Below are 26,595 nucleotides of genomic sequence, written 5' to 3'. Positions count from 1 at the left end.
CAGGGCTTGCGCCGTGCGGGCTTCTAGGACTTCATCGGATGACTCTGGTAATCACCGATGGAGAATTTTGGTGGAGCTGGCGGGAGTTGAACCCGCGTCCGAAATTCCTACATCCTCGGTACTACATGCTTAGTCAGTCTTTACATTCGCCTGGCACCTGCGGACGGACACGCCACTACCAAACTAGCCTGATTAGTTTTAACGCTTCAACCCCAGGCAGGGCATCCACGCGATCTCTTTTGGGTTTGACCTCTCTTTGATCCCCGTCTTAAGAGCGGAAGCTAGGGAGAGAGGGCTCAGAGCAGGTTATTAAGCTGCTAAAGCGTAGTTTTCGTCGTTTGCGACTATTTTTTGCGGCTTTTTACGAGGCCAACCGCCCCTCGGCATGCACCTTGGGTTTCGCAAATCCCGTCGAATCCAGAATCAGCCCCAATGTGTTACGTTAAGTATAACAGAGTTGTGACACGCGTGACCAGCCCCCGATTTTCCTTATCTTCAAGGATTTACCGCTCATTTCGCGTGATGGAACGATTTGCTTAAATAGCCAGCAACGAAAGCGGTGTTATCAGGGAACGTTTAGCGGCCTGCATTCTTCATGATACGGGCTTTATCCAGTTGCCACTCACGCTCTTTCAGGTCTGAGCGTTTATCATGCTGTTTCTTACCTTTTGCGACGCCGATTTTCACTTTGCACCAGGCGTTCTTCCAGTACAGTGAAAGCGCGACGACGGTATAACCTTCACGATTGACGCGTCCGTACAGGGAGTCGAGTTCGCGCTGGTTCAGTAGCAGTTTACGGGTGCGAGTGGGGTCGCACACGACGTGCGTTGAGGCGACGGCCATTGGCGTAAAGTTTGCGCCGAACAGGTACGCTTCGCCATCCCTGAGAAGGACATAGCTATCGCTAATATTTGCTTTGCCCGCGCGCAGGGATTTAACTTCCCAACCTTGCAGGGCGAGTCCAGCTTCGAACTCTTCTTCAATAAAGTATTCGTGTCGGGCGCGCTTATTCAACGCAATAGTGGCTGAGCCAGGTTTGTGTGCTTTTTTCTTCGTCATAATGCCGCTCAGTATAGGTAATCTGAAATCGAAAAACACCCCATTTCATCCTGCGGGGGATAAGGCGTTATCTTAGCATGAACCTGCGTAGGCCCTGTTGAGGTATAGCGTTTTTTTTACCTGGGGATAAATGGTATTATTTGTTCGATTTATGTTGATGGAAATTGCTATGCCTCAGATTAGCCGGACCGCCTTAGTCCCTTATAGCGCGGAACAGATGTATAAGTTAGTGAATGATGTTCAGTCCTACCCTCAGTTTTTGCCGGGATGTGTCGGCAGCCGTGTGCTGGAATCGACGCCGGGTCAGATGACGGCGGCCGTGGATGTGTCTAAGGCAGGGATCAGCAAAACATTCACGACACGTAACCAGTTGACGAATAACCAGAGCATCCTGATGCATCTGGTCGATGGCCCTTTCAAAAAGTTGATTGGCGGGTGGAAATTTACGCCGCTCAGCCAGGAAGCGTGCCGCATCGAGTTCCACCTCGATTTTGAGTTCACCAACAAGTTAATTGAACTGGCGTTTGGCCGCGTCTTTAAAGAGCTGGCTTCTAATATGGTGCAGGCGTTCACCGTTCGGGCCAAAGAGGTTTACAGTGTCGGCTAAAATTGTCGTCGAAGTGGCGTATGCGCTGCCCGAGAAACAGTATTTACAGCGTGTGACGTTGCAGGAAGGCGCGACGGTTGAAGAGGCGATTCGTGCTTCCGGTTTGCTGGAACTGCGCACCGATATCGATCTCGCTAAAAACAAAGTCGGTATATATAGCCGCCCGACAAAACTTGCCGACGTGGTTCATGACGGCGATCGGGTAGAGATCTATCGACCGCTGATTGCCGATCCGAAAGAGTTGCGCAGACAGCGAGCGGAGAAATCGGCAAATAAATAATCATGGATGCCTGAACGCTTATCAGGCCTGCATTCTTTCGGCAAAGCGGGTTCAGGTTCGTCAATAATTAAAAAAGGTGCCAATGGCACCTTTTTTAACACCAGAAAACAATCTTACTTGTTGTCGGTCAACGCTGGCTTATTGTCGATGTTGGTCAACACGCCGTTGCTGTTAAAGGTCAGCGTTAAGGTTTGTTGCGTTACGCCTTCATGACCCGGTTGCTGACGGAACACATAGAACCATGTGTTAGTGCCAAAAGGATCGGACATCATCGGTGTACCCAAAGCATAAGCAACCTGCTGTTGCGTCATACCGACGCGCACTTTGGCGACATCGTTAGCGGTCAGATAGTTCCCCTGGTTGATGTCAGGGCGGTAAACCACTCGCTCCAGAGTGGAACAGCCTGCGGTCAACATCAGTAGTACTGCTGCGGCAGCAGTCAGCGTTTTACAGCGCATAGTGATTTGATTCCTTTTCGGGCCCGAGCAGTACGCGGCTCATATGTAATATGCCGATGATAATAGACCTTTCACCACTTTAAAACCTTTTGGTGTCGGGTCTTACGGCGATTTTGTTTTGTACTCAGACCTTAAAGGGTCAAAAAAGTTTACGCAGCCAACAGTTCTTTCGCATTTGCGAGGGTATTACGCGTCACTTCGCTGCCGCCAAGTAAACGAGCCAGCTCCTGTAACCGCGAGCGTTTATCCAGCGACTGCATATGCGTTTCGGTCATGGCGCCGTCCGTTTCTTTGCTGACAAAGAAGTGCTGATGACCACAACCGGCAACTTGCGGAAGGTGGGTGACGCACATTACCTGAGTTGACTCACCTAACTGGCGCAGCAGTTTGCCGACAACGGCCGCAGTAGGGCCGCTGATACCGACATCGACTTCATCGAAAATGAGCGCCGGGGTTTCCATTTTACGGGCAGTGATGACCTGGATTGCCAGCGCGATACGGGACAGTTCGCCCCCGGAAGCGACCTTTGCGATTGGCTGCAATGGCTGACCCGGGTTTGTGGTGACTTTAAACTCTACGCGGTCGGCACCGTCGCTGCTCAGATGATGCTCATCAAATTTTACATCAATAGTGAACCGGCCATGTGGCATCGACAGCGCATGCATGCTTTCGGTGATCAACTGCCCCAGTTCCTGCGCGTCATGCTGACGCTGAGTATGCAGCGCTTTTGCCGTTTCCAGCGCCTGCTGGCGATGTTTGTTCACCGCCAGCGTCAGGGTTTCCAGTGAGTCGGCCTGATCGTCAAGCTGCTGCTGTTCTTCGAGCAGTGACTGATAAAACTGCGGCAGCGCTTCCGGGCTGACGTGATGTTTACGCGCCAGTGAAATCTGCTTAGAAATGCGCTGCTCAAGTTCGAACAGGCGATTGGGGTCTAAATCCAGACGGTCGCAATAGTGACGCAGCTCGTCGCTGGCCTCAGTTATCTGGATTGTGGCCTCCTCCAGCATATCCAGAATGCCAGACAGTTTGCTGTCCATGCCCGTCAGTTCGGTGACTAACTGTTTTGCCGTGTACAGCTGGCTTTGCAGATTGACGTCTTCGCCATCAGCAAGCAACGTCAGCGCATTCTGGCTGGTCGTCAGCAACTGGCCGCTGTTTGCCAGTCGTTTATATTCTTCATCAATTTGCTCAAACTCACCGGGCTGCGGGTTAAATTCGTTCAGTTCTTTCAACTGATATTGCAGCAGCTCCATACGTGCGGCGCGTTCCTGGCTTTGCTGTTGATGATGCGCCAGATCGCGGCAGCTTTGATGCCACAGTTGATAGCGTGAGGACATTTCCTGAATCAGAAGTGCTTCGTTGGCGTAGCCGTCGAGCAGGGATTTTTGATGTTCAGACTTGGTCAGTAGCTGATGCGCATGCTGGCCGTGAATTTGAATGAGCAACTGGCCCAGTTCCCGTAACTGGGAGAGAGGCACGGCGGTGCCGTTGATGAAGCCGCGGGAGCGACCGTCGCTGCTAATGACGCGGCGAAGTAAGCACTCACGCCCTTCTTCCAGTTGGTTTTCTTCCAGCCAGCGCAGCGCTGCTGGCGTATCTTTCAGTGAGAAGCGGGCGCACAGGTCTGCGCGGGTTGCTCCCACCCGCACCATGTCGGCGTCTGCACGGCCACCCAGACACAAGCCGAGCGCATCAATCGCAATAGACTTACCCGCGCCGGTTTCACCGGTAATGACGGTCATTCCGCTCTGGAAATCGATCTCAAGTTCACGAACGATAGCAAAATTGCTGATGGTCAGTTGTGCCAACATAGCTGTTTTCCTGTATGAAAAACCATAACTGTGATTACATACAGTATAAACTGGTTTTTTATACAGTAAAGAGGGCGGCGTTAAATTAGAATAATTTTTTTGACCAGCCTAGTTTTGTGCTTAATGTGTTGAAATAACTGTAATCTTTAGGGTGTATCAGGTTCAGGTGGTAGTCACAGCGGCGGATCAATACATCTTCGCCTTCCTGTATGGGCAGGGCAATCTGACTGTCGCAACTGATTTCGAGGTCGCTACGGCGGTGTGAGAAACGCAAACGAATCGTGCTGCTGCCGTTAATGACCAACGGGCGTGCGGATAGGGTGTGCGGGAACATCGGCACCAGCGTGATGGCGTCCAGCGACGGCGTCAGAATGGGGCCGCCCGCCGAGAGTGAATAGGCGGTGGAACCGGTCGGCGTGGAGATGATCAGGCCATCGGAACGCTGAGAAAAGGCGAAGGTTTCGTCGATATACACTTCAAATTCAATCATGTGCGCCACTTTTCCCGGGTGCAGCACGACTTCATTGATGGCGGTACTGATGCGTTTCTGGCAGTTTTGCTGGCAGACCTGAGCTTCCAGTAAAAAGCGTTTCTCGGCGATATAATGGCCTTCCAGTACGTCCGCGAGTTGTTGCAGGGCGTTGTCCGGGTCAAGGTCGGTCAGGAAGCCGAGATTGCCACGGTTAATGCCGATCACTTTGATGTCATAGCGCGCCAGCGTGCGCGCCGCGCCGAGCATATTGCCATCCCCGCCGACAACGACGGCGAGATCCGCCAGTTGACCAATTTCCGCCAGCGTGCCGGTTTTTACATTTTTCAGCTGTAATTCGTGGGCGATCTGTTGCTCCACGATGACCTCGTAACCTTTTGTGCATAGCCAGCGGTAGAGCATTTCATGTGTCGTCAGTGCAGTGGGGTGACGTGGATGTCCCACAATGCCAATACACTTGAAATGATTGTTCATTTTCTCGAGGTCCTTGTAGCGAAGATTGATGACAATGTGAGTGCTTCCCTTGAAACCCTGAATCTGATCCCCATAATAAGCGAAGTTAGCGAGATGAATGCGAAAAAAAACGCGGAGAAATTCATGAGTAGTAAAGAACAGAAAACGCCTGAGGGGCAAGCCCCGGAAGAAATTATCATGGATCAGCACGAAGAAGTTGAGGCGGTTGAATCAGACGCTTCTGCTGAGCAGGTGGATCCGCGCGATGAAAAAATTGCGAATCTGGAAGCGCAGCTTGCTGAAGCCCAGAATCGCGAACGTGACAGCGTGTTACGTATCAAAGCGGAAATGGAAAACCTGCGCCGTCGTACCGAGCTGGACGTAGAAAAGGCGCATAAGTTCGCGCTGGAAAAATTCGTCAATGAGCTGTTGCCGGTTATCGATAGCCTGGATCGTGCGCTGGAAGTGGCGGATAAAGCGAATCCAGATATGGCGTCAATGGTCGAAGGCATTGAGCTGACGCTGAAATCCATGCTGGATGTCGTGCGTAAGTTCGGCGTAGAGGTGATTGCTGACACCAACGTACCGCTGGATCCGAACGTGCATCAGGCGATTGCGATGGTGGAGTCTGAGGATGTTACCCCGGGTAACGTGCTGGGCATTATGCAGAAAGGCTATACGCTGAACGGTCGTACTATTCGCGCGGCGATGGTGACGGTGGCGAAGGCGAAAGCGTAATTTGCCATCCGTAGTGCCGGGTGGCGGCGTTCGCCGTACCCGGCCTACAGCATTATTCTGAGATACTCTCCCGCAACGGTTTCACCGGCAAGACTTTAACCTGCTTAATCATATTGTCCTGGACGTCGAGAATATCGATATCGTACTGGCCAATGCGCACGCGCGTTCCGGCGATGGGGATCTCTTCCAGCGCTTCCAGAATCACGCCGTTTACCGTCCGCGCATCGTCTTCCGGCAGGTGCCAGTTAAAGGCTTTGTTGATTTCCCGCACGTTGGCGCTGCCGTCGATAATCACTGAACCGTCATTCTGCGGCGTGACCTCTTCCGCCAGCGTTGGCGACATCGAGGTAGTGAAGTCGCCGACAATCTCTTCCAGAATATCTTCGACCGTCACCAGCCCCTGAATATCCCCGTATTCGTTGACCACCAGCCCGACTTTCTTTTTATTACGCTGAAATTTTACCAGCTGCGTGCTGAGCGGCGTGCCTTCCGGGATGAAGTAGATCTCATCGGCGGCGCGCAGCATGGTCTCTTTAGTGAACTCTTTTTTCTCGGACATTAACCGCCAGGCTTCGCGTACGCGCAGCATGCTGATGGCATCATCCAGCGAGTCGCGGTAAAGCACAATGCGCCCGTGCGGCGAGTGAGAAAGCTGGCGGACGATCGATTTCCAGTCGTCATTGATATCAATTCCGATAATTTCGTTGCGTGGCACCATGATGTCATCCACGCTAACCTTTTCCAGATCCAGCACTGAGAGCAGCATGTCCTGGTTGCGGCGGGAGATTTGCGAGCGGGATTCATTCACGAGCGTGCGCAGTTCGTCTTTACTCAGAGAGCCGCTGATGACGATATCCGTTTTAATGCCCATCATGCGCATCAGCAGCCGGGTAATGGTGTTAAGCAACCAGACCAGCGGCATCATCAGCACCTGCAAAGGCGCCAACAGAAAACTGCTGGGGTAGGCCACTTTTTCCGGGTACAGCGCGGCGATGGTTTTCGGCAGCACTTCCGCAAATACGAGGACGACAAACGTCAGTACGCCGGTGGCAATCGCCACGCCCGCATCGCCGTACAGACGCATACCGACGATGGTGCCGATGGCTGAGGCGAGAATATTGACCAGGTTATTACCGATCAGAACCAGGCTTATCAGTCGGTCCGGCTTGCGCAGTAGTTTTTCCACGCGCTTTGCCGGACGGTTGCCCTGTTTTGCCAGGTGGCGAAGACGATAGCGGTTCAGCGTCATCATGCCGGTTTCGGAACCGGAAAAATAGGCTGAAATAACTACCATGATGATCAGTGTGACGATCAGTGTGGTAGTGGAGATATGTTCCAGGGGGGGCTCCTTTAAGACTTAGCTTACAAACTGCTGCAATACGCGGCTGCCAAAATAGGCCAGCGTCAGAATGCCTGCGCCCGCGACGTTAAACCATACGACCCGACGTCCGCGCCAGCCTTCGTGGTAATGTCCCCACAACAGAACAATATAGACAAACCATGCCACGATAGAGAGAACGGCTTTGTCGATATTTTCCATGCTGAACAGGTTATGCATGTAAAACAGGCCAGTACACAGCGTGAGCGTCAGCAGCACCACGCCAATCTGCGTGATGTGAAACATTTTGCGCTCAATGCTCATCAGCGGGGGCATTTCATTATTGAACGCCAGCTTTTTGTTTTTGAGCTGATAGTCGATCCATGCCAGCTGCAACGCATACAACGCGGCAATGATCAATGTGGCGTAAGCGAACAGCGACAGGCCGATGTGTATCATCATACCTGGCGTGGCTTCGAGGTGGGTGATGTACTCGTTCGGCATGAACGTGGCGAAGGCCAGGTTAATCAACGCAAAGGCGTAGACAACAGGCAACAGCAGCCAGCCGCGATTGCGTGAAGCGACAATTGTCATGACGGTACAAATCATCAGGCTGACCAGCGAACCGACGTTCAGCAGGCTCAGATTTTGACCGCTTTCGCCGCCGGGCAGGATTCGGGCTTCCAGCGCAAAAGCATGGCACACCAGCGCGATGACCGCAGAAAGAATAGCCATACGCCGCCAGCCGCTGTTTTTTTGCAGCAAAGCAGGAACGATCAGCGCGAGGCTGATGGAATAGGCGACAAGAGCGAGTAAAGCAAAAACGGGCATAGGAGTGTCGACAGTTGGCCAGTGAGAGAGAAGCAGTATAGCGTTACGTGACCGCTGCTCCAACCGTTGCATAACAACAAAGGCGGCTTCATGTTATACTGCGACAAAATTCTGTATATGTGTCGCGCTAGCGACCAACCGTTTCCACCCCAGGCGAGAGACAATGTTTGATAATTTAACCGATCGTTTGTCGCGCACGCTGCGCAATATCAGTGGCCGTGGACGCCTTACTGAAGACAACGTTAAAGAGACGCTGCGCGAAGTGCGCATGGCGCTGCTGGAGGCTGACGTTGCGCTTCCTGTAGTGCGAGAGTTTATCAATCGCGTAAAAGAGAAAGCGGTTGGTCATGAAGTTAACAAGAGCCTGACGCCGGGGCAGGAGTTCGTCAAGATTGTGCGCAACGAACTGGTTGCGGCGATGGGCGAAGAGAACCAGACCCTGAATCTGGCCGCGCAGCCGCCAGCCGTCGTGCTGATGGCGGGCTTGCAGGGCGCCGGTAAAACCACCAGCGTCGGTAAGCTGGGTAAATTCCTGCGCGAGAAGCACAAGAAGAAAGTGCTGGTCGTCTCTGCCGACGTTTATCGCCCGGCGGCGATCAAACAGCTGGAAACCCTGGCACAGCAGGTTGACGTCGATTTCTTCCCGTCTGACGTTGGTCAGAAGCCGGTTGATATCGTCAATGCCGCGCTGAAAGAAGCGAAACTCAAATTCTACGACGTGCTGCTGGTGGATACCGCCGGTCGCCTGCACGTCGATGAAGCGATGATGGACGAAATCAAACAGGTCCACGCTTCTATTAATCCGGTAGAGACCCTGTTTGTGGTCGATGCGATGACCGGTCAGGATGCCGCGAATACCGCGAAAGCGTTTAACGAAGCGCTGCCGTTGACCGGCGTGGTGCTGACGAAAGTCGACGGTGACGCCCGTGGCGGTGCCGCGCTCTCTATTCGTCATATCACCGGCAAGCCGATTAAATTCCTCGGCGTTGGCGAGAAAACCGAAGCGCTGGAGCCGTTCCACCCGGATCGTATCGCGTCCCGTATTCTCGGCATGGGCGACGTGCTGTCGCTGATCGAAGATATTGAAAGCAAAGTTGACCGCGCGCAGGCTGAGAAATTAGCCAGCAAACTGAAAAAAGGCGACGGCTTTGATCTGAACGATTTCCTCGAACAGCTCAACCAGATGAAAAACATGGGCGGTATGGCGAGCCTGATGGGCAAGCTGCCGGGCATGGGCCAGATTCCTGACAACGTGAAATCGCAGATGGATGACAAGGTGCTGGTGCGGATGGAGGCGATCATCAACTCGATGACGCTGAAAGAGCGCGCGAAGCCAGAAATCATCAAAGGTTCCCGTAAACGCCGTATCGCAGCCGGTTGTGGCATGCAGGTACAGGACGTTAACCGTCTTCTGAAACAGTTCGACGACATGCAGCGCATGATGAAGAAAATGAAGAAAGGCGGGATGGCGAAGATGATGCGTGGCATGAAGGGTATGATGCCGCCAGGCTTCCCGGGTCGTTAATCAGCCTGGCTTGTTTGCCATTTCGGCACCGGGGTGTGCTCGCCATCCTCACGTACTGCGTGTACGCTCCGGTGACTGCGCGCACGCCGGCACCGAACTGTCTGCACCGCCGACGGCCTTTTATAGCAGAGTTATCAACTGCTGATTGCATTTTCCCCAGAAATCAGTAAAATTTTCGGGCTTTTAATATGACACCCGGGCTCCGTTCCTCGATGGGGCCTGGGTGTTTTATTCACACAAGAGGATGTTATGGTTACTATTCGTTTAGCTCGTCACGGCGCTAAAAAGCGTCCGTTCTATCAGGTTGTTGTTACCGACAGCCGTAATGCACGCAACGGTCGCTTCATTGAGCGCGTTGGCTTCTTCAACCCGATCGCCAGCGAAAAAGAAGAAGGCACCCGCCTGGATCTGGATCGCATCGCTCACTGGGTTGGCCAGGGCGCGACTATTTCTGATCGCGTTGCAGCGCTGATCAAAGCAGCAAACAAAGCAGCTTAATCTGTCACGGTGGTCATGATGAGCAAGCAACTCACTGCGCAAGCGCCCGTTGAACCCATCGTTTTGGGGAAAATGGGGTCGTCTTACGGTATTCGTGGGTGGCTCAGAGTGTTTTCTTCCACCGAAGACGCCGAAAGCATTTTTGACTATCAGCCCTGGTTTATCCAGAAGGCGGGTCAGTGGCAGCAAGTACAGCTGGAAAGCTGGAAGCACCACAATCAGGATCTGATCATCAAGCTGAAAGGCGTTGACGATCGTGATTCGGCGAATCTACTGACCAATTGCGAAATTGTCGTGGATTCCTCGCAGTTGCCAGCGCTGGAAGATGGTTCCTACTACTGGAAAGACCTTATGGGCTGCCAGGTAGTGACCACTGAAGGCTACGATCTCGGTAAAGTCGTCGATATGATGGAAACCGGTTCGAATGACGTCATCGTCATCAAGGCAAACCTGAAAGATGCGTTTGGTATCAAGGAACGTCTTGTGCCGTTCCTCGATGGGCAGGTTATCAAGAAAGTCGATCTCGCTACTCGTACTATCGAAGTAGATTGGGATCCTGGTTTTTAAACCACCGGATAAACGGTAAAAGTCGGCGTTATGGGGATTGGCTTGTGTTTATAGGTATCGTTAGCCTGTTTCCTGAAATGTTCCGCGCAATTACCGATTACGGGGTAACTGGCCGGGCAGTAAAAAATGGCCTGCTGAGCATCCAGAGCTGGAGTCCTCGTGACTTCACGCATGACCGGCACCGTACCGTGGACGATCGTCCTTACGGCGGCGGACCGGGGATGTTAATGATGGTGCAACCCTTGCGGGACGCCATTCATGCAGCAAAAAGCGCGGCGGGTGAAGGCGCTAAGGTGATCTATCTGTCACCTCAGGGACGCAAGCTTGATCAAGCGGGCGTCAGCGAACTGGCAACGAATCAGAAACTGATTCTGGTGTGCGGTCGCTACGAAGGAATAGATGAGCGCGTGATTCAAACCGAAATTGACGAAGAATGGTCAATCGGCGATTACGTACTCAGTGGGGGTGAGTTACCAGCAATGACGCTGATTGACTCCGTTTCCCGGTTCATTCCGGGGGTTCTGGGTCATGAGGCTTCGGCAATCGAAGATTCCTTTGCCGACGGATTACTGGACTGTCCACACTATACTCGACCTGAAGTGTTGGAAGGGATGGAAGTACCGGCAGTATTGCTGTCAGGAAACCATGCTGAGATACGTCGCTGGCGTTTGAAACAGTCGCTGGGCCGAACCTGGCTTAGAAGACCTGAACTTCTGGAAAACCTGGCTCTGACTGAAGAGCAAGCAAGGTTGCTGGCGGAGTTCAAAACGGAACACGCACAACAGCAACATAAACATGATGGGCTGGTCTGAGACCCCCAAATATCAGTTTACCCAGGATAAGAGATTAAATTATGAGCAACATTATTAAGCAACTTGAACAAGAGCAGATGAAGCAGGACGTACCTTCCTTCCGTCCGGGTGATACCGTGGAAGTGAAAGTATGGGTTGTTGAAGGTTCCAAAAAACGTCTGCAGGCATTCGAGGGCGTGGTTATCGCTATTCGTAACCGCGGTCTGCACTCTGCATTCACTGTTCGTAAAATTTCCAACGGCGAAGGCGTTGAGCGTGTCTTCCAGACTCACTCTCCGGTAGTTGACAGCATTGCTGTTAAACGTCGTGGTGCCGTTCGTAAAGCTAAACTGTACTACCTGCGTGAGCGTACTGGTAAGGCTGCTCGTATTAAAGAGCGTCTTAACTAAGATATCGCTCAGGCGACATCCTGTAAGAAAGGGCTGGCCAGTTGGCTGGCCCTTTTTTTATCTTCGTGAAGCTCACAACGTTAACCATTAGTTCATAAATCATTTACAATGCCCGTTCGTTACGGGAGGGGCAGTGGTTATCGGTACATTTCGTCAGCCTGCGTATCAACGCAACGCGACATGGCTCGCGATGTTTGCGATCCTGCTGATCGTGGTGGCGCCGCTTATCTCCGTCTCGTTGCAAAAAGATCCCATGAGCGCCATGCCTGGTATGCATCATGATATGAGCATGATGGCTGAACATGTTGGACATCATGGGCAGTCTTCATCAATGCCGATGCCTGTCGATCACGGTGAAGCGTGCGGGTATTGCGTCCTCCTGACCCATGTTCCTGGCCTGATACTGGCGCTGGTCATCCTGTTGTCCGGGATGCTGCTCAGACAAAAGCTGACGCCGCCACGCCCGGTTGTTAAACACTGGCATTTCTTCCCCTGGCTTTATCCCGATACGCGCGCGCCGCCGCGCAGGTCTGCTGTTTCCTGAATCTAACAATACGTTTGTGCGCATAAGCGTCACGACACATGTGTGCTTTCTCTGAGGAAAAGTATGACAACCTGCACTCCGCGCGCGGCATGGATAACCCTGCTGCGACGTTTTCATTTCTACACAGGTCTGTTTGTCGGGCCATTTATCTTTGTGGCGGCCTTAACCGGTACGCTCTACGTTGCGACGCCGCAACTGGAAGAGGCGCTCTATGCACCGGCGCTACAGGGCACAGAGCAAGGAGAGCGGCAACCGCTGGCGGCGCAAATCACCGTTGCCCAACAGGTGACGGGAGGGCATTTACGACTGCATGCCGTTCGTCCCGCTCTTGAAGAGGGCGCAACGACGCGGGTGATGTTTGCCGACCCCGGACTTGCCGCTTCCGAGAACCGGGCGATTTTCATCGATCCAGTGACGCTGGCGGTGAAAGGCGATATGACGGTCTATGGCACCAGTGGCATTTTGCCCCTGCGTCAGTGGATTGATTATGCTCACCGCTCTTTGTTATTGGGGGATATCGGGCGAATTTACAGCGAGCTGGCGGCCTCCTGGATGTGGGTTGCGGCGACTGGCGGCATCATGCTCTGGTATTTCACCCGACCAAAACGTCGGCTGAATAATCGGGTGCAAAATAACCGGCGTTTACACGTAATGCTGGGGTGGTTACTGCTGGCGGGGATGCTGCTGTTCTCGGCAACCGGTTTAACCTGGTCCCAGTGGGCCGGAGGCAACGTGGATAAAATGCGTGCGGCTTTTGGCTGGCTGACGCCGCAGGTGAATACGCAGCTTTATGGCGACGAACACCCTGCTGATGAACATGCCGATCATCATGCCGGGCAGGAAATGCCGGTTATGCATATGGATGTCAGCCAGTTTGATGCGGTTCTGCATACGGCGCAGGCGGCGGGAATTGATGCTAAAAAGCTGGAGATTCGTCCGGCCAAAGATGCGCAACATGGCTGGACGGTAACTGAAATTGATCGCCGCTGGCCGACACAGGTTGATGCGGTATCAGTAGACGCCGCAACCCTGCATGTTATCGACCGGACGCATTTTGCTGACTTTCCGCTTATGGCAAAGCTGACGCGCTGGGGCGTCGATTTCCATATGGGCATACTGTTTGGTCTGCCAAATCAGTTACTGCTGATCGCCTTCGGCATCGGGCTTTGCCTGATGATTATTATTGGCTACCGTCTGTGGTGGATTCGCCGACCGGCCAGGTCAGGCGTCAACCCGGCACAAACGCTGATGCAGTGTTGGCTTACGTTAGGTTGGCCGGGAAGGTGCGGGGTTCTGGTGCTGGCTGTCGCCCTGGGGATGGCAATGCCGGTGCTGGGAGGCAGCCTGCTGGTATTTATCGTTATCGACTGGCTGCGCTGGTTCAGCACGTCTCGCGCCGCCCTTGCACAGCCAGTTGACTAACATTACGGCGTGCTGATGACGACGGCAACGCGGCGGTTTTCAGCACGACCTTTCGCGCTCTGATTGCTGGCGACCGGGTGCTTTTTACCTAAACCATGCGTCGTCAGATTGCTGCGAGGGATGTTGGCGCCTTCGGCCCAGGCGTCAGCAACCACATTGGCGCGCTTGAGCGACAATGCCTCGTTATAACTGTCTTCGCCGTAGTTGTCAGTATGGCCATCCATACGGGCATGTTTCAGCCCGGTGGCTGCCAGCCTGGAGGCCATCTCGCGGATTTGCTGCTGGCTTTCCGGGCGTAACTTATAGTCGTTTTTATCAAATAAAATGTTGTCAGACAGCCCCAGAGACCAGTCGCCTGCTGATTCAGTAAACCCATAGGATTTCATTGCCGCAACTTGTTCGGGCGTAAATTTCCCCTGCGGCGTCTGGCAACCCGCCAGAATCAACGCTATCAGAATGATCGGGGAGAAAAGTCGCTTTAGCATATATCTATTCCTGTTATTTAATTGAACGTTCAGAACGCTGATGTTTGGCCTGATACATATTACGATCGGCCAACTCTTGTAATTTTTCTGCGGAAGCATGTTCCCACGTCAGCGCGAAACCAATACTCAGCGTCATACTCGCCAGATGCCCGTTATGCAGATCAAAGGGGCGATTAAATTCTTGCGATAATGCCGAACAAATGCGTTTAACTTCGTACTCCGAATGCACGTTGTAAAGCACCATGGCGAATTCATCTCCGCCAAGTCGATATGGCTGGTGGTGATTGCCGCCAAACTCCGCCAGTCGCCGGGCGACCTCGATCAAAACGCGATCTCCTGCGGCATGCCCCCATGTATCGTTAATGAATTTGAAATTATCGCCGTCCAGAAATAGCAGCGCCGAACAGCTACGGGCGGAGCTGTCATTCATCAACTCGGTTATGCTGTTACGAAAGGCGGCACGATTAGCAAGACCAGTAAGGGGGTCGTGCAGCGCGGTACGCAAAAGCTGGGCGTTTTTAGCCTGTAGCCGCAGTTGCCACTCTTCCATCTCATCCAGCAGGCTGTTGAAATCCTGGGCAAAAAGATGGAACTCTTCAATGCGTTCCTCAGAAACGCGACGTGAAAAGTTACGGTTCGTGCGTACATCATGTACCACATCGGTGATGTTTTGCAGCGCGTCCACCACGCCATTATGCAAATAACGCGTGAGCATTAACGCAATGCCGGATGCGAGCAAAATACACCCGGTAAGAACCGCCAGCGAGAGCCAGATAAAATGACCAATCAAGCTGTCGCGCGCGGTCAGGCAGACCTCGCCGATAATTTTGCCATTGTGCCAGACGGGCTGAGTCACCGGCAGCGGGAAAAGCCACTGGCTGATCAGGCCATTGAGCTTATCGTCCGATGCTTGTGCGTCATAGTACCAGGAGGCGATCACCTTCTGGTTTTTATCGCGAACCTCTGCGGCCGAGAACTGCCCCTGGCGCCCCAGCGCGGCCAGCGTTTCTGTCGCGGCGACGCCATCGGAAAACACCAATGCGGCCTCAAGACTATGGGTCATTGTCGCGGCAGTCAGATCCAGATTTTTTTGCGCATATTGTTTCAGCGTCAGGACAGAGGCGACGCAAAGCAGCAGCCAGATCAGCAACATGGTGACCAGTACGCTGATCATGTTGATCCGGCGTAATGTACGCTTAAAGGTCGGGCGCGTTGTAGGGAAAAAATCCTTATCCATGCTTTTGATTCCGTGCAAGCATCAATACGTCGGGGTTCACTCTTACGCCACTGCGTGACAGGGAATCCAGATTTACGGAAAATCTGACTTCATCATTGTTTATGATCAGACAAAATGCGCTGCCAATAATGCATTCAGTATTTTGTTCGGCAATTAATAACAATGCCTTAGACGGATATTTATTCGTTAATTCTACCTGATACGCCGGAGATTCACTGCCGAAATAAAAGCCATCGCAACGGGCTGTCAGAGCTTCCTGCTCCGTGCGGATGATGACGGGCAGATAAGGTAATGACCTGGCGCTGTTGTCGTTCAGCACATCGGCAAAACGAGACGAGGCGAAAATACATAGCCGTGGAGGGCCAGATAATGCAGGCCAGCGTGTATAGCTGACGATACCGGAAACGATTGAGCGTACAGATTTCGCTTCTTCTGTGATGCCCTGAGCATACAGTGGTAATCCTGCCAGTAATAGCGTTAGCAGGAGTATGAGTCGGTGAGAAAAGCTCATAAACAGGTGCCCACCAGCGTCAGTCAAAAAGCATCAAAATACATCCGTGATTGTTTGCAGCAAAATAACATTATTTTGCCTGTCAGTCATTACACCATGCCGATTAATGGTATTTCCTTAAGTTAAATCCCATACTTATTTATTGGTAAGGTCTTAATTAATTTAGCCGCATTGAGCGAACACCTTCGTCTGCGCCTTTTTGCCAGGCATCATGCAATTGACTGGCGTTTTCAACCGTGTCGCAACTGGCGGGAAATGTTTTTCCGGCCAGTCCTCTGGCGTGGACAAAGTTTAACTGGCAGGTTTTTCGTTGGCCTTCGGCGTAGCCCTTAAGATATTGCGTTCGCTCCACGTCAGGATCGTTCCAGGCGTCAGCCAGTGTTTCGTTATCTTTGACGGCAACGCCTGAAATCGCATCTTCGATACCGGCGCTATACCAGTCGGTCGCGGTCCAGGTGGGAGCATGCGTGTAAGGATCGATCTGACATCCGCTGATGAATAAAACAAATAAGGCGCCTGCGAAACGCTTCATTGCCTGTTCTCCTGTGTTTTTCAAAGCATAGTGGATGCGAAAATATAATGATGTAAATTTTTATGTACGATTTGAATGGCGTTAATTGCGAGATAAATGGCTTGTGTAAAGTAAAATTTACGGAATGTGGATTGAAATCTTTACCGATTATGTTATCGTTACGCCATCCTCTGTGAGGATCATTTATCGCAAACGAGCTAAACAGGATCGCCATCATGCAAAAAGACGCGCTGAACAACGTACACATTACCGACGAACAGGTTCTGATGACCCCGGAACAACTCAAAGCGGCGTTCCCGCTGAGTTTGTCGCAAGAGGCGCAAATCGCCCAGTCACGTAAAACGATTTCTGACATCATCGCCGGTCGCGATCCGCGTCTGCTGGTGGTGTGCGGCCCTTGTTCTATCCACGATCCTGAAACCGCTCTGGAATACGCACGTCGATTTAAAACTCTTGCCGCAGAGGTCAGCGATAGCCTCTACCTGGTAATGCGCGTCTATTTTGAAAAACCCCGTACCACTGTCGGCTGGAAAGGGTTGATTAACGATCCTCATATGGATGGCTCGTTTGATGTGGAAACTGGCCTGAAGATTGCGCGTCAACTTCTGGTGGAACTGGTGAACATGGGCTTGCCGCTGGCGACGGAAGCGTTAGATCCAAACAGCCCGCAATACCTAGGCGATCTGTTTAGCTGGTCGGCAATCGGCGCGCGTACGACCGAATCCCAAACCCACCGTGAAATGGCCTCTGGCCTTTCCATGCCCGTTGGCTTTAAAAACGGGACGGATGGCAGCCTGGCGACGGCGATTAACGCCATGCGTGCCGCTGCTCAGTCACACCGTTTTGTCGGTATCAACCAGGCGGGGCAGGTCGCTCTGCTGCAAACGCAGGGCAACCCGGATGGCCATGTCATTCTGCGCGGTGGAAAAGCGCCAAACTACAGCCCGGCAGATGTCGCGCAGTGTGAAAAAGAGATGGAACAGGCAGGACTCCGCCCGTCTCTGATGGTAGATTGCAGCCATGGTAACTCGAATAAAGATTACCGTCGCCAGCCTGCCGTGGCAGAGTCTGTGGTCGCGCAGATCAAAGACGGCAACCGTTCCATTATTGGCTTGATGATTGAAAGTAATATTCACGAAGGCAACCAGTCCTCCGAGCAACCGCGCAGTGAAATGAAATACGGCGTGTCTGTTACGGATGCGTGTATCAGTTGGGAAGCCACGGATGCGCTGCTGCGTGAAATTCATCAGGACCTGAACGGCCAACTGGTGGCGCGTGTAGCATAAGAGGTTGGTTATGGTTGCTGAGTTGACCGCGTTACGCGATCAAATAGATGAAGTGGATAAGGCGCTGCTGGATTTACTGGCTAAGCGCCTGGAGCTGGTGGCCGAAGTCGGTGAAGTGAAAAGCCGCTTTGGGCTGCCGATTTACGTGCCTGAGCGTGAAGCGTCTATGCTGGCTTCGCGCCGTGCGGAGGCGGAAGCGCTTGGCGTTCCTCCCGATCTGATTGAAGACGTCTTGCGTCGGGTGATGCGTGAGTCTTACTCCAGTGAGAATGACAAAGGGTTTAAGACGCTTTGTCCTTCTCTGCGCCCGGTGGTTATCGTCGGCGGTGGCGGTCAGATGGGCCGTTTGTTTGAAAAAATGCTCACGCTGTCGGGATACCAGGTACGCATACTTGAGCAACAGGACTGGGGACGGGCGCAGGAGATCGTGGCCGATGCCGGGATGGTGATCGTAAGTGTGCCGATTCATATCACGGAGCAGGTGATCGCGAAATTACCGCGTTTGCCTGCGGACTGTATTCTGGTCGATCTTGCATCGGTTAAAAACGGACCGCTACAGGCGATGATGGCGGCGCACGATGGCCCGGTACTGGGCTTACACCCGATGTTTGGCCCGGACAGCGGCAGTCTGGCAAAGCAGGTGGTTGTCTGGTGCGATGGTCGTCAGCCGGAGGCGTATCAGTGGTTCCTTGAGCAAATTCAGGTGTGGGGCGCGCGGTTGCATCGGATTAGCGCCGTTGAGCACGATCAGAATATGGCGTTTATTCAGGCGCTGCGTCACTTTGCGACGTTCGCTTACGGTTTGCACCTGGCGGAAGAGAATGTCCAGCTGGAACAACTGCTGGCGCTGTCGTCACCGATTTACCGTCTCGAACTGGCGATGGTTGGGCGACTGTTTGCGCAGGACCCGCAGCTATATGCCGATATTATTATGTCGTCGGAAAATAACCTGGCGCTGATCAAACGCTACTATAAACGTTTTGGCGACGCGATTGGTTTGCTGGAGCAGGGCGACAAGCAGGCCTTTATCGACAGTTTCCGCAAGGTCGAGCATTGGTTTGGTGATTACGCCAAACGCTTCCAGAACGAAAGTCGCACGCTGTTACGCCAGGCTAACGATAGCCGACAATAAGTGAGATGCCTGATGGCGACGCAGGTGCGTCTTATCCGGCCTACAAAATTGCATGAATCGTAGGCCGGATAAGCGTAGCGCCATCCGGCATTATCAAACAGTTAGTTCGGATCAGTTAGTTCGGATCGACAGGCACAACGTTCTCGCTGGGGTAGCAGCCCAGTACCTTCATCGAGCGGGTAATTTCCCCCAACTCTTTCAGCGCTTTTTTCATCTCCGGTGATTCCAGGTTGGCCTGGATATCGAGATAAAACATCTCTTCCCACGGGTTGCCGTGAATCGGACGAGACTCCAGTTTGGTCATGATCAGGTTGTGATTGCGCAGCACCAGCAGCGCCTCAACCAGCGCACCTGCCTGTTGACCCGTGGCGATCAGCAGCGTGGTTTTCGCCGGGACCTGGTCGGAAACATTGACGGCTTTGCGCGCCAGCACCACGAAACGGGTAATATTCTGCGTCTGGTTGGCTTCGATTCGTTCCAGCACCTGTAGCCCATGCAGCACGCCACCGGCTTCGCTACCCAGCGCCGCTACGCGTGGAGAGTTCGCCTGCGCCACTTTTTCCATTGCCGCAGAGGTGCTTTCAGTGTACTCAATCTTCCAGTGCGGATAGCGGTTAAGGAATTTACTGCACTGCTGGAACGGCTGCGGGTGGCTGTAGACCGTCTCAATGGTGTTTAAATCGGTCGTCCCTGAAACCAGCACGCAATGGTCGATGGTAATGGTCATCTCGCCCACGATAGAGAGGCTGGTGTGCTGCAACAGATCGTAGACGTCGTTGATCGCGCCTGAACTGGTGTTCTCAATCGGCACGACGGCGTAGTCCGCTTGCCCGGTTTCGACCTGATTAAAGATATCAGCGAATTTTGCGCAGCCGCTTTCAATAAACTGTTCAAAGTGGCGGGCGGCATACTGGCGCGCAGCGAGGTGCGAGTACGACCCTTTTGGTCCAAGAAAGGCAATACGCGCTGAATGCGGGTTAATTTTGTTCAGATGTTGCTGCAACAGCGCCTGCTGGGTAAGGACGGAATCTTCAATGATGAGCTGGAACAGGCGAGTAATATAGTGCGCGTCCAGATGATGGGTTTTGCCAAGCGCGATCAGCCTGTCCAGCAGGTCGCGCTCGCGATCGATATCACGCACCGGGCGATGAGAAAGCAGCTTCGCTTTCCCGACTTCAACGGCCAGCTCACGACGCTCCGCCAGCAAGGCCAGTAATTTTACATCCAGAGCGCTTATTTTCTCTCGCAGCGCCAGTAACGGGTTTTCCGATGTCATAGTGTTGCCTTTCTTGTTATCAATAAAAAAGGCCTCCCGTGTGGGAGGCCTTATTGTTCGTCTTCGCATTCTTTTTCACACGACGAAACGCCTCCCATTCAGGGGAAGGTAAAAAAGAATGCGAAGAAGAACGGGATAAGTTTCATGTCAGTTTCCTTGAGCGACTTCAGTAAAGTACCCGTACTGTTTTAATCCTGTCAACAAAAAACGCGCCCGAAGGCGCGTTGGCGATACACTCAATGTAAGGGACTACTCTTCTTCTGCTTCGACGAAGTTGGCGTCTTTTACTGAAGTTGTGGCACGACGGGCTTCGCCTTTGTGCTGCACTTTATTGAGCTGCCGTTCCAGCTTGTTGATCAAATCGTTAATGGCGGCGTACATATCTTCGTGTTTTGCGCTGGCGACCAGATGTCCGTTCGGGGTATTGATGGTGGCATCAGCGATGAAACCCTGTGGCTCCTTAGACAGAATGATATGTGGATTAATCAGGTGAGTTTGCCATTTTTCTAGTTTGGCGAGACGGTCTGCGACATGCTGGCGTATTGCCGGAGTAATTTCCATTTGTTTACTGGTAATGTTCATTGTCATAAATTTTACCTCTTGTCTTTCCCGTCTTGGTGATTCCAGCATACCGTTCCCAATGTCAAAAAGCGTGATTTAAATCACATTATTTTGTCACTTTTTGTCAAGGAAGCCTTTTTGTGAGTTATCGCAGGAACAACGGATTTTTTACTTGAGGAATAGCCGAAAGGGAGCCATATTTGACGGGATGCGTTGTACTGAAACCGCTTCAGCAACAGCGTAAAATGGATAAAAAAACGGCAGCCTTAGGGCTGCCGTTTTGCGTTCAGTACGCAATCAGGTGTTGCGACCATTAGCGGCGATAATTTTCGCCACTTTGTCAGCCTGAGTCGTCATCTGCATCTGACGATAAGCGTTTTCCATCAGCGGCAGAGCGTCGCGCGTCGCCTGCGTATCCGGGAAGTCGCGCAGCATACCTTCCACACGGTTTACCACGGCAACCCATGCGCCGCGAGCGGTGTAGTAGTCGGCAACGGAGTATTCATACTTCGCCAGACGATCTTTCAGGAAGACCAGACGTTTGGTGGCGTCGGTCGTGTACTGGCTGTTCGGATAGCTACGCACCAGTTTTGAGAAATCATTGAATGCAGCTCGGGCGTGCTGCGGATCGCGATCGCTACGATCGACGCCGAAGAAACCTTGCAGCGCGCTGTCATCCAGCGCCATATTGGTCAGACCGCGCATATACATGACATAATCAATATTCGGGTGCGTCGGATTGAGGCGAATAAAACGATCGATGGCGGCCTGAGCTAACGGCAGATCGGCGTTTTTGTAGTAGGCGTAGATCAGATCCAACTGCACCTGCTGAGAATACGGTCCAAATGGATAACGGTTATCCAACGCTTCCAATTGCGTTATTGCCTGTTTCCAGTTACCGTCCTGCAGCTTTTGCTGGGCAGTCGCGTAGATTTCGTTAGGCGGATTATCGGGCACCTCTTCCTTTGAACCAGAGCAACCCGCCAAAAACAGGCTCAACGTGGCTGCTGCCACCAGATATTTCATGCGCGTCATGACGTTTTGACTTTCCTCAAAATGTTTTACGGGAGATTCTCTGTTCCTGCTCCCGGTTAAGACCAGCTACAATAGCACACTATATTAAACGGCAAAGCCGTAAAACCCAACGTTAAACGAAGAAGCTGTATATGGCACAACGAGTACAACTCACCGCAACGGTATCCGAAAACCAACTCGGTCAACGCTTAGATCAGGCTTTGGCCGAAATGTTCCCGGATTATTCACGTTCGCGCATAAAAGAATGGATTCTCGATCGGCGCGTGCTGGTCAACGGTAAACTTTGCGATAAACCGAAAGAAAAAGTATTGGGCGGCGAACAGGTTTCCATTAACGCGGAAATCGACGAAGAGATCCGCTTTGAGCCGCAGGATATCCCGCTGGATATCGTCTACGAAGATGACGATATCCTTGTCATCAACAAACCGCGCGATTTAGTGGTTCACCCTGGCGCCGGTAATCCTGATGGTACGGTACTGAATGCTCTGTTGCATTACTACCCGCCGATTGCTGACGTACCGCGCGCGGGTATTGTGCATCGTCTGGATAAAGACACCACAGGTCTGATGGTGGTGGCGAAAACGGTTCCGGCGCAAACGCGACTGGTGGAGTCTTTGCAACTGCGTGAAATCACCCGTGAGTATGAAGCGGTCGCGATCGGACATATGACGGCGGGCGGTACGGTAGATGAACCGATCAGCCGTCATCCGACCAAACGAACCCATATGTCAGTGCATCCAATGGGGAAACCGGCGGTGACTCACTACCGCATCATGGAACATTTCCGTGTGCATACGCGTCTGCGGTTGCGTCTGGAAACCGGACGTACGCACCAGATCCGCGTGCACATGGCGCATATCACGCATCCGCTGGTGGGCGATCAGGTGTATGGCGGTCGTCCGCGTCCACCGAAGGGGGCATCAGAAGCGTTTATCTCCACGTTGCGTCAGTTTGATCGCCAGGCGCTGCACGCGACGATGCTGCGTCTTTACCATCCGATTTCCGGTATTGAAATGGAATGGCATGCGCCGATTCCGCAGGATATGGTGGAGCTGATTGACGTGATGCGCGCTGACTTCGAAGAACATAAGGATGATGTAGACTGGCTATGAGTAAGCTAATTGTTCCGCAGTGGCCAATCCCGGAGGGGGTTGCAGCCTGTAGTTCTGTACGTACAGGCGGTGTCAGCTTACCGCCTTACGATTCTCTGAACCTGGGCGCCCATTGCGGCGATAACCCGGAACATGTGGAAGAGAATCGCAAGAGACTCTTTGCTGCGGGCAATTTGCCGTCAAAACCCGTCTGGCTTGAACAGGTGCATGGCAAGGACGTGCTGAAACTCACCGGCGAGCCTTATGCATCCAAACGTGCGGATGCGTCGTACAGCAATACCCCCGGCACCGTTTGCGCGGTGATGACGGCGGACTGTTTGCCCGTGTTGTTTTGTAATCGCGCGGGAACGGAAGTGGCGGCGGCTCATGCGGGCTGGCGCGGATTATGTGAAGGTGTGCTGGAAGAGACGGTCGCCTGCTTTGCCGATAAACCTGAAAACATTATCGCCTGGCTGGGTCCGGCTATTGGCCCTGCTGCTTTTGAAGTGGGGGCTGAAGTGCGTGACGCGTTTATCGCAAAAGATGCGAAGGCGAGCAGCGCATTTCAGGCGCGCGGCGAAAAATATCTGGCGGATATTTATCAGCTTGCGCGTCAACGTCTGGCGAATGTGGGAGTTGAAAGCGTCTATGGCGGCGATCGCTGTACCTACAGCGAAAGTGAGACTTTCTTCTCTTATCGTCGCGACAAGATCACAGGTCGTATGGCAAGTTTTATTTGGCTGATATAACCTAAAGAATCAAGACGATCCGGTACGTGTAATTTTCTTTTCACATAATTCAGGTCATTCACCTTGAATAATTGAGGGATGACCTCATTTAATCTCCAGTAGCAATTTTGACCTGTTATGGGAGGAGTTATGCGTCTGGATCGTCTTACTAATAAATTCCAGCTTGCTCTTGCCGATGCCCAGTCGCTCGCACTGGGGCACGACAACCAATTCATCGAACCTCTTCATTTAATGAGCGCCTTACTGAATCAGGAAGGGGGATCGGTACGTCCTTTATTAACGTCCGCTGGCATTAATGCTGGCCAGTTACGCACGAGTATTGATCAGGCGCTGAGCCGTTTACCGCAGGTGGAAGGCACCGGCGGCGACGTACAGCCGTCTCAGGATCTGGTGCGTGTACTGAATCTTTGCGACAAGCTGGCGCAAAAACGTGGGGACAACTTTATTTCGTCGGAACTGTTCGTTCTGGCTGCGCTTGAGTCTCGCGGCACGCTGACCGACCTACTGAAATCGGCCGGGGCGACCACCGCCAATATCACTCAGGCAGTTGAACAAATGCGCGGAGGTGAAAGCGTGAACGATCAAGGGGCTGAAGACCAACGTCAGGCCTTGCAAAAATATACCGTCGACCTGACCGAGCGCGCGGAGCAGGGCAAGCTCGATCCGGTGATTGGTCGTGATGAAGAAATTCGCCGTACCATTCAGGTACTGCAACGCCGTACTAAAAATAACCCGGTATTAATCGGTGAACCGGGGGTCGGTAAAACGGCGATTGTCGAAGGGCTGGCGCAGCGAATCATTAATGGCGAAGTGCCGGAAGGGCTGAAAGGCCGTCGCGTACTGGCGCTGGATATGGGCGCGCTGGTGGCCGGGGCGAAGTATCGCGGTGAGTTTGAAGAGCGTCTGAAAGGCGTGCTGAACGATCTCGCCAAACAGGAAGGCAACGTCATCCTGTTTATCGATGAATTACACACGATGGTCGGCGCGGGTAAAGCCGATGGCGCAATGGATGCCGGGAACATGCTGAAACCGGCGCTGGCGCGTGGGGAACTGCACTGTGTGGGCGCCACGACGCTGGACGAATATCGCCAGTACATCGAAAAAGATGCGGCGCTGGAACGTCGTTTCCAGAAAGTGTTCGTCGCGGAACCGTCTGTGGAAGATACCATCGCTATTCTGCGTGGTCTTAAAGAACGTTATGAGCTGCACCACCATGTGCAGATTACTGACCCGGCGATTGTGGCGGCGGCAACCTTATCTCACCGCTACATTTCCGATCGCCAGTTGCCGGATAAAGCCATCGACCTGATCGATGAGGCTGCATCCAGCATCCGTATGCAGATTGACTCCAAGCCGGAAGAACTGGACAGGCTCGACCGCCGTATTATTCAGCTCAAGCTGGAACAGCAGGCGTTAATGAAAGAGTCTGATGAGGCGAGCAAAAAACGCCTCGATATGCTCAACGAGGAACTGGATGATAAAGAACGCCAGTACTCTGAATTAGAAGAAGAGTGGAAAGCAGAGAAAGCCTCTCTGTCCGGTACGCAGACCATTAAGGCCGAACTGGAGCAGGCGAAAATCGCCATCGAACAAGCGCGTCGTGTGGGCGATCTGGCGCGGATGTCTGAACTTCAGTACGGCAAAATCCCTGAGCTGGAAAAACAGCTGGAAGCGGCGACTCAATCTGAAGGTAAAACCATGCGTCTGTTACGCAATAAAGTGACGGATGCGGAAATAGCTGAAGTGCTGGCGCGGTGGACGGGGATTCCGGTTGCCAGAATGCTTGAAGGCGAACGTGAAAAACTGCTGCGTATGGAGCAGGAATTACACAGCCGCGTGATTGGGCAGAACGAGGCCGTTGAAGCGGTATCGAATGCCATTCGCCGTAGCCGTGCGGGACTGGCCGACCCGAATCGTCCAATTGGTTCGTTCCTGTTCCTTGGGCCGACCGGGGTGGGTAAAACCGAATTGTGCAAGACGCTGGCAAACTTTATGTTTGATAGCGATGACGCGATGGTGCGTATCGACATGTCTGAGTTCATGGAAAAACACTCCGTGTCTCGTCTGGTTGGCGCGCCTCCGGGATATGTGGGTTATGAAGAGGGCGGTTATCTGACGGAAGCGGTACGTCGTCGTCCTTATTCCGTCATACTGCTGGACGAAGTTGAGAAAGCGCATCCTGATGTATTCAACATTCTGTTGCAGGTGCTGGATGATGGCCGTCTGACGGACGGGCAAGGGAGAACGGTCGACTTCCGCAACACAGTTGTCATTATGACCTCAAACCTCGGTTCCGATCTGATCCAGGAGCGTTTCGGTGAGCTGGATTACGGCCATATGAAAGAACTGGTGCTTGGTGTGGTCAGCCACAACTTCCGCCCGGAATTCATTAACCGTATAGATGAGGTCGTGGTATTCCATCCGTTGGGTGAAAAACATATCGCTTCTATTGCACAGATCCAGTTGCAGCGTCTGTACAAACGTCTGGAAGAGCGCGGGTATGAAATCCATATCTCTGATGATGCGCTGAAATTGCTGAGTGCGAATGGTTACGATCCGGTTTACGGGGCGCGTCCATTGAAACGTGCAATTCAGCAGCAGATTGAAAACCCGCTGGCGCAGCAAATCTTGTCTGGTGAGCTGATTCCGGGTAAAGCGATTCGTCTGGAGGCGAATGACGATCGCATTGTGGCAGTGCAGTAAGTCACAAATAATAAAAAACGGGCCCATTTGGGCTCGTTTTTGTTTAAAAACCAGGCAAAAATAAAAGGGTGATATGCAAAACGTCCAAAAAACGAACGGTTGATAAGTTTTTTCTAATTTCCCCTTGTCAGGCCGGAATAACTCCCTATAATGCGCCTCCACTGACACGGAACAACGGCACACAGGCCGCCGGGT

General features: G+C 52.7%; 29 protein-coding genes, 1 other RNA gene and 1 other annotated feature. Of the genes, 15 read left to right on the top strand and 15 right to left on the bottom strand.

Going from position 1 to position 26,595, the window contains the following annotated elements:
* Nucleotides 1-68 precede the first annotated feature (68 nt).
* Together ssrA and smpB are read right to left on the bottom strand one after the other, a co-directional pair.
* Nucleotides 69-431: a transfer-messenger RNA gene (gene ssrA, locus OGX84_RS00170) on the bottom strand.
* Nucleotides 432-576: 145 nt separating this feature from the next.
* Entirely contained in the window at nt 577-1,059 is a 483-nt protein-coding gene (smpB, locus tag OGX84_RS00165) for an SsrA-binding protein SmpB (RefSeq protein WP_012134708.1), read from the bottom strand.
* 169 nt (nt 1,060-1,228) lie between these two features.
* Between smpB and ratA the strand changes: the two genes are divergently transcribed.
* Together ratA and OGX84_RS00155 are read left to right on the top strand one after the other, a co-directional pair.
* A complete protein-coding gene (gene ratA, locus OGX84_RS00160; protein ID WP_024130854.1) occupies nt 1,229-1,666 on the top strand; it encodes a type II toxin-antitoxin system toxin RatA in 438 nt (145 codons plus the stop codon).
* The gene (locus OGX84_RS00155; protein ID WP_012134706.1) at nt 1,656-1,946 is read left to right on the top strand and encodes an RnfH family protein; all 291 of its coding nucleotides are present in this window, start codon (nt 1,656-1,658) and stop codon (nt 1,944-1,946) included. The genes ratA and OGX84_RS00155 overlap by 11 nt, the downstream gene beginning before the upstream one ends.
* Before the next feature lie 113 nt (nt 1,947-2,059).
* On the opposite strand, the gene bamE is transcribed toward OGX84_RS00155, so the two are convergent.
* The 3 genes from bamE to nadK form a co-directional block, all read right to left on the bottom strand.
* On the bottom strand, nt 2,060-2,404 hold the full coding sequence (gene bamE / locus OGX84_RS00150) for an outer membrane protein assembly factor BamE (protein WP_012134705.1): 345 nt from the start codon (nt 2,402-2,404) through the stop codon (nt 2,060-2,062).
* Nucleotides 2,405-2,553: 149 nt separating this feature from the next.
* Nucleotides 2,554-4,215, bottom strand: coding sequence for a DNA repair protein RecN (gene recN, locus OGX84_RS00145; RefSeq protein WP_112002517.1), 1,662 nt, complete (start codon nt 4,213-4,215; stop codon nt 2,554-2,556).
* A gap of 85 nt (nt 4,216-4,300) precedes the next feature.
* Entirely contained in the window at nt 4,301-5,179 is an 879-nt protein-coding gene (gene nadK / locus OGX84_RS00140; RefSeq protein ID WP_024130853.1) for an NAD(+) kinase, read from the bottom strand.
* A 123-nt stretch (nt 5,180-5,302) separates the two neighbouring features.
* Between nadK and grpE the strand changes: the two genes are divergently transcribed.
* Nucleotides 5,303-5,896, top strand: a complete 594-nt coding sequence (grpE, locus tag OGX84_RS00135; RefSeq protein ID WP_024130852.1) for a nucleotide exchange factor GrpE — start codon at nt 5,303-5,305, stop codon at nt 5,894-5,896.
* Between the two features lie 52 nt (nt 5,897-5,948).
* Here grpE and OGX84_RS00130 read toward each other — a convergent pair whose 3' ends face one another.
* The gene (locus OGX84_RS00130; RefSeq protein WP_047461874.1) at nt 5,949-7,235 is read right to left on the bottom strand and encodes an HlyC/CorC family transporter; all 1,287 of its coding nucleotides are present in this window, start codon (nt 7,233-7,235) and stop codon (nt 5,949-5,951) included.
* Nucleotides 7,236-7,253: 18 nt separating this feature from the next.
* Entirely contained in the window at nt 7,254-8,045 is a 792-nt protein-coding gene (locus OGX84_RS00125; protein ID WP_012134700.1) for a cytochrome C assembly family protein, read from the bottom strand.
* 163 nt (nt 8,046-8,208) lie between these two features.
* Here OGX84_RS00125 and ffh point away from each other — a divergent pair, with 163 nt between their 5' ends.
* The 7 genes from ffh to OGX84_RS00090 all read left to right on the top strand — a co-directional run bounded on the left by ffh (nt 8,209) and on the right by OGX84_RS00090 (nt 13,802).
* Entirely contained in the window at nt 8,209-9,570 is a 1,362-nt protein-coding gene (gene ffh / locus OGX84_RS00120; protein ID WP_012134699.1) for a signal recognition particle protein, read from the top strand.
* Nucleotides 9,571-9,819: 249 nt separating this feature from the next.
* The gene (rpsP, locus tag OGX84_RS00115; RefSeq protein ID WP_012134698.1) at nt 9,820-10,068 is read left to right on the top strand and encodes a 30S ribosomal protein S16; all 249 of its coding nucleotides are present in this window, start codon (nt 9,820-9,822) and stop codon (nt 10,066-10,068) included.
* An 18-nt stretch (nt 10,069-10,086) separates the two neighbouring features.
* Complete coding sequence (gene rimM, locus OGX84_RS00110) at nt 10,087-10,635, top strand: ribosome maturation factor RimM (protein ID WP_024130851.1); 549 nt, start codon at nt 10,087-10,089, stop codon at nt 10,633-10,635.
* 44 nt (nt 10,636-10,679) lie between these two features.
* Complete coding sequence (trmD, locus tag OGX84_RS00105) at nt 10,680-11,447, top strand: tRNA (guanosine(37)-N1)-methyltransferase TrmD (RefSeq protein WP_024130850.1); 768 nt, start codon at nt 10,680-10,682, stop codon at nt 11,445-11,447.
* Nucleotides 11,448-11,488: 41 nt separating this feature from the next.
* Nucleotides 11,489-11,836: a 50S ribosomal protein L19 gene (rplS, locus tag OGX84_RS00100; protein ID WP_012134695.1), complete on the top strand. Its 348-nt coding sequence runs from the start codon at nt 11,489-11,491 to the stop codon at nt 11,834-11,836.
* Nucleotides 11,837-12,026: 190 nt separating this feature from the next.
* Nucleotides 12,027-12,380, top strand: a complete 354-nt coding sequence (locus OGX84_RS00095) for a DUF2946 domain-containing protein (protein ID WP_112002527.1) — start codon at nt 12,027-12,029, stop codon at nt 12,378-12,380.
* A gap of 63 nt (nt 12,381-12,443) precedes the next feature.
* Nucleotides 12,444-13,802: a PepSY-associated TM helix domain-containing protein gene (locus tag OGX84_RS00090; protein WP_275166604.1), complete on the top strand. Its 1,359-nt coding sequence runs from the start codon at nt 12,444-12,446 to the stop codon at nt 13,800-13,802.
* A 2-nt stretch (nt 13,803-13,804) separates the two neighbouring features.
* Here OGX84_RS00090 and OGX84_RS00085 read toward each other — a convergent pair whose 3' ends face one another.
* The 4 genes from OGX84_RS00085 to OGX84_RS00070 all read right to left on the bottom strand — a co-directional run bounded on the left by OGX84_RS00085 (nt 13,805) and on the right by OGX84_RS00070 (nt 16,567).
* Nucleotides 13,805-14,287, bottom strand: a complete 483-nt coding sequence (locus OGX84_RS00085) for an OmpA family protein (RefSeq protein ID WP_286457151.1) — start codon at nt 14,285-14,287, stop codon at nt 13,805-13,807.
* Nucleotides 14,288-14,300: 13 nt separating this feature from the next.
* Nucleotides 14,301-15,524, bottom strand: coding sequence for a diguanylate cyclase DgcN/YfiN (gene dgcN, locus OGX84_RS00080; RefSeq protein WP_012134690.1), 1,224 nt, complete (start codon nt 15,522-15,524; stop codon nt 14,301-14,303).
* Entirely contained in the window at nt 15,517-16,035 is a 519-nt protein-coding gene (gene yfiR / locus OGX84_RS00075; protein WP_047461885.1) for a regulatory sequestration protein YfiR, read from the bottom strand. Before yfiR ends, dgcN begins: the two co-directional genes overlap by 8 nt.
* Nucleotides 16,036-16,192: 157 nt before the next feature.
* A complete protein-coding gene (locus OGX84_RS00070) occupies nt 16,193-16,567 on the bottom strand; it encodes a DUF2799 domain-containing protein (RefSeq protein WP_012134688.1) in 375 nt (124 codons plus the stop codon).
* Between the two features lie 215 nt (nt 16,568-16,782).
* On the opposite strand from OGX84_RS00070, the gene aroF reads away from it, so the two are divergent.
* Entirely contained in the window at nt 16,783-17,853 is a 1,071-nt protein-coding gene (gene aroF, locus OGX84_RS00065; RefSeq protein ID WP_047461890.1) for a 3-deoxy-7-phosphoheptulonate synthase AroF, read from the top strand.
* A 10-nt stretch (nt 17,854-17,863) separates the two neighbouring features.
* Nucleotides 17,864-18,985, top strand: a complete 1,122-nt coding sequence (gene tyrA / locus OGX84_RS00060) for a bifunctional chorismate mutase/prephenate dehydrogenase (protein WP_047461893.1) — start codon at nt 17,864-17,866, stop codon at nt 18,983-18,985.
* A 115-nt stretch (nt 18,986-19,100) separates the two neighbouring features.
* Here tyrA and pheA read toward each other — a convergent pair whose 3' ends face one another.
* The 4 genes from pheA to bamD form a co-directional block, all read right to left on the bottom strand.
* Nucleotides 19,101-20,261 carry a bifunctional chorismate mutase/prephenate dehydratase gene (gene pheA / locus OGX84_RS00055; protein WP_047461896.1) on the bottom strand — a complete coding sequence of 387 codons (1,161 nt, stop codon included), beginning with the start codon at nt 20,259-20,261 and terminating at the stop codon, nt 19,101-19,103.
* A 22-nt stretch (nt 20,262-20,283) separates the two neighbouring features.
* Nucleotides 20,284-20,408 (bottom strand) — a sequence feature (Phe leader region).
* The gene (gene pheL, locus OGX84_RS00050) at nt 20,360-20,407 is read right to left on the bottom strand and encodes a pheA operon leader peptide PheL (RefSeq protein WP_101706155.1); all 48 of its coding nucleotides are present in this window, start codon (nt 20,405-20,407) and stop codon (nt 20,360-20,362) included. It overlaps the preceding feature by 48 nt.
* Nucleotides 20,409-20,510: 102 nt before the next feature.
* A complete protein-coding gene (raiA, locus tag OGX84_RS00045) occupies nt 20,511-20,849 on the bottom strand; it encodes a ribosome-associated translation inhibitor RaiA (protein ID WP_024130845.1) in 339 nt (112 codons plus the stop codon).
* A 270-nt stretch (nt 20,850-21,119) separates the two neighbouring features.
* Nucleotides 21,120-21,857: an outer membrane protein assembly factor BamD gene (bamD, locus tag OGX84_RS00040; RefSeq protein ID WP_012134683.1), complete on the bottom strand. Its 738-nt coding sequence runs from the start codon at nt 21,855-21,857 to the stop codon at nt 21,120-21,122.
* A 131-nt stretch (nt 21,858-21,988) separates the two neighbouring features.
* On the opposite strand from bamD, the gene rluD reads away from it, so the two are divergent.
* The 3 genes from rluD to clpB all read left to right on the top strand — a co-directional run bounded on the left by rluD (nt 21,989) and on the right by clpB (nt 26,400).
* Nucleotides 21,989-22,969, top strand: a complete 981-nt coding sequence (gene rluD / locus OGX84_RS00035) for a 23S rRNA pseudouridine(1911/1915/1917) synthase RluD (protein WP_047461899.1) — start codon at nt 21,989-21,991, stop codon at nt 22,967-22,969.
* Entirely contained in the window at nt 22,966-23,697 is a 732-nt protein-coding gene (yfiH, locus tag OGX84_RS00030; protein WP_110493935.1) for a purine nucleoside phosphorylase YfiH, read from the top strand. The genes rluD and yfiH overlap by 4 nt, the downstream gene beginning before the upstream one ends.
* A gap of 129 nt (nt 23,698-23,826) precedes the next feature.
* A complete protein-coding gene (gene clpB / locus OGX84_RS00025; protein WP_112002522.1) occupies nt 23,827-26,400 on the top strand; it encodes an ATP-dependent chaperone ClpB in 2,574 nt (857 codons plus the stop codon).
* Nucleotides 26,401-26,595: the final 195 nt, after the last annotated feature.

It is taken from the genome of Citrobacter sp. CK202 (genome assembly GCF_030333225.1).
GTDB classification, from domain to species: domain Bacteria; phylum Pseudomonadota; class Gammaproteobacteria; order Enterobacterales; family Enterobacteriaceae; genus Citrobacter_B; species Citrobacter_B koseri.
This window is presented reverse-complemented; position numbering and strand designations above follow the sequence as displayed.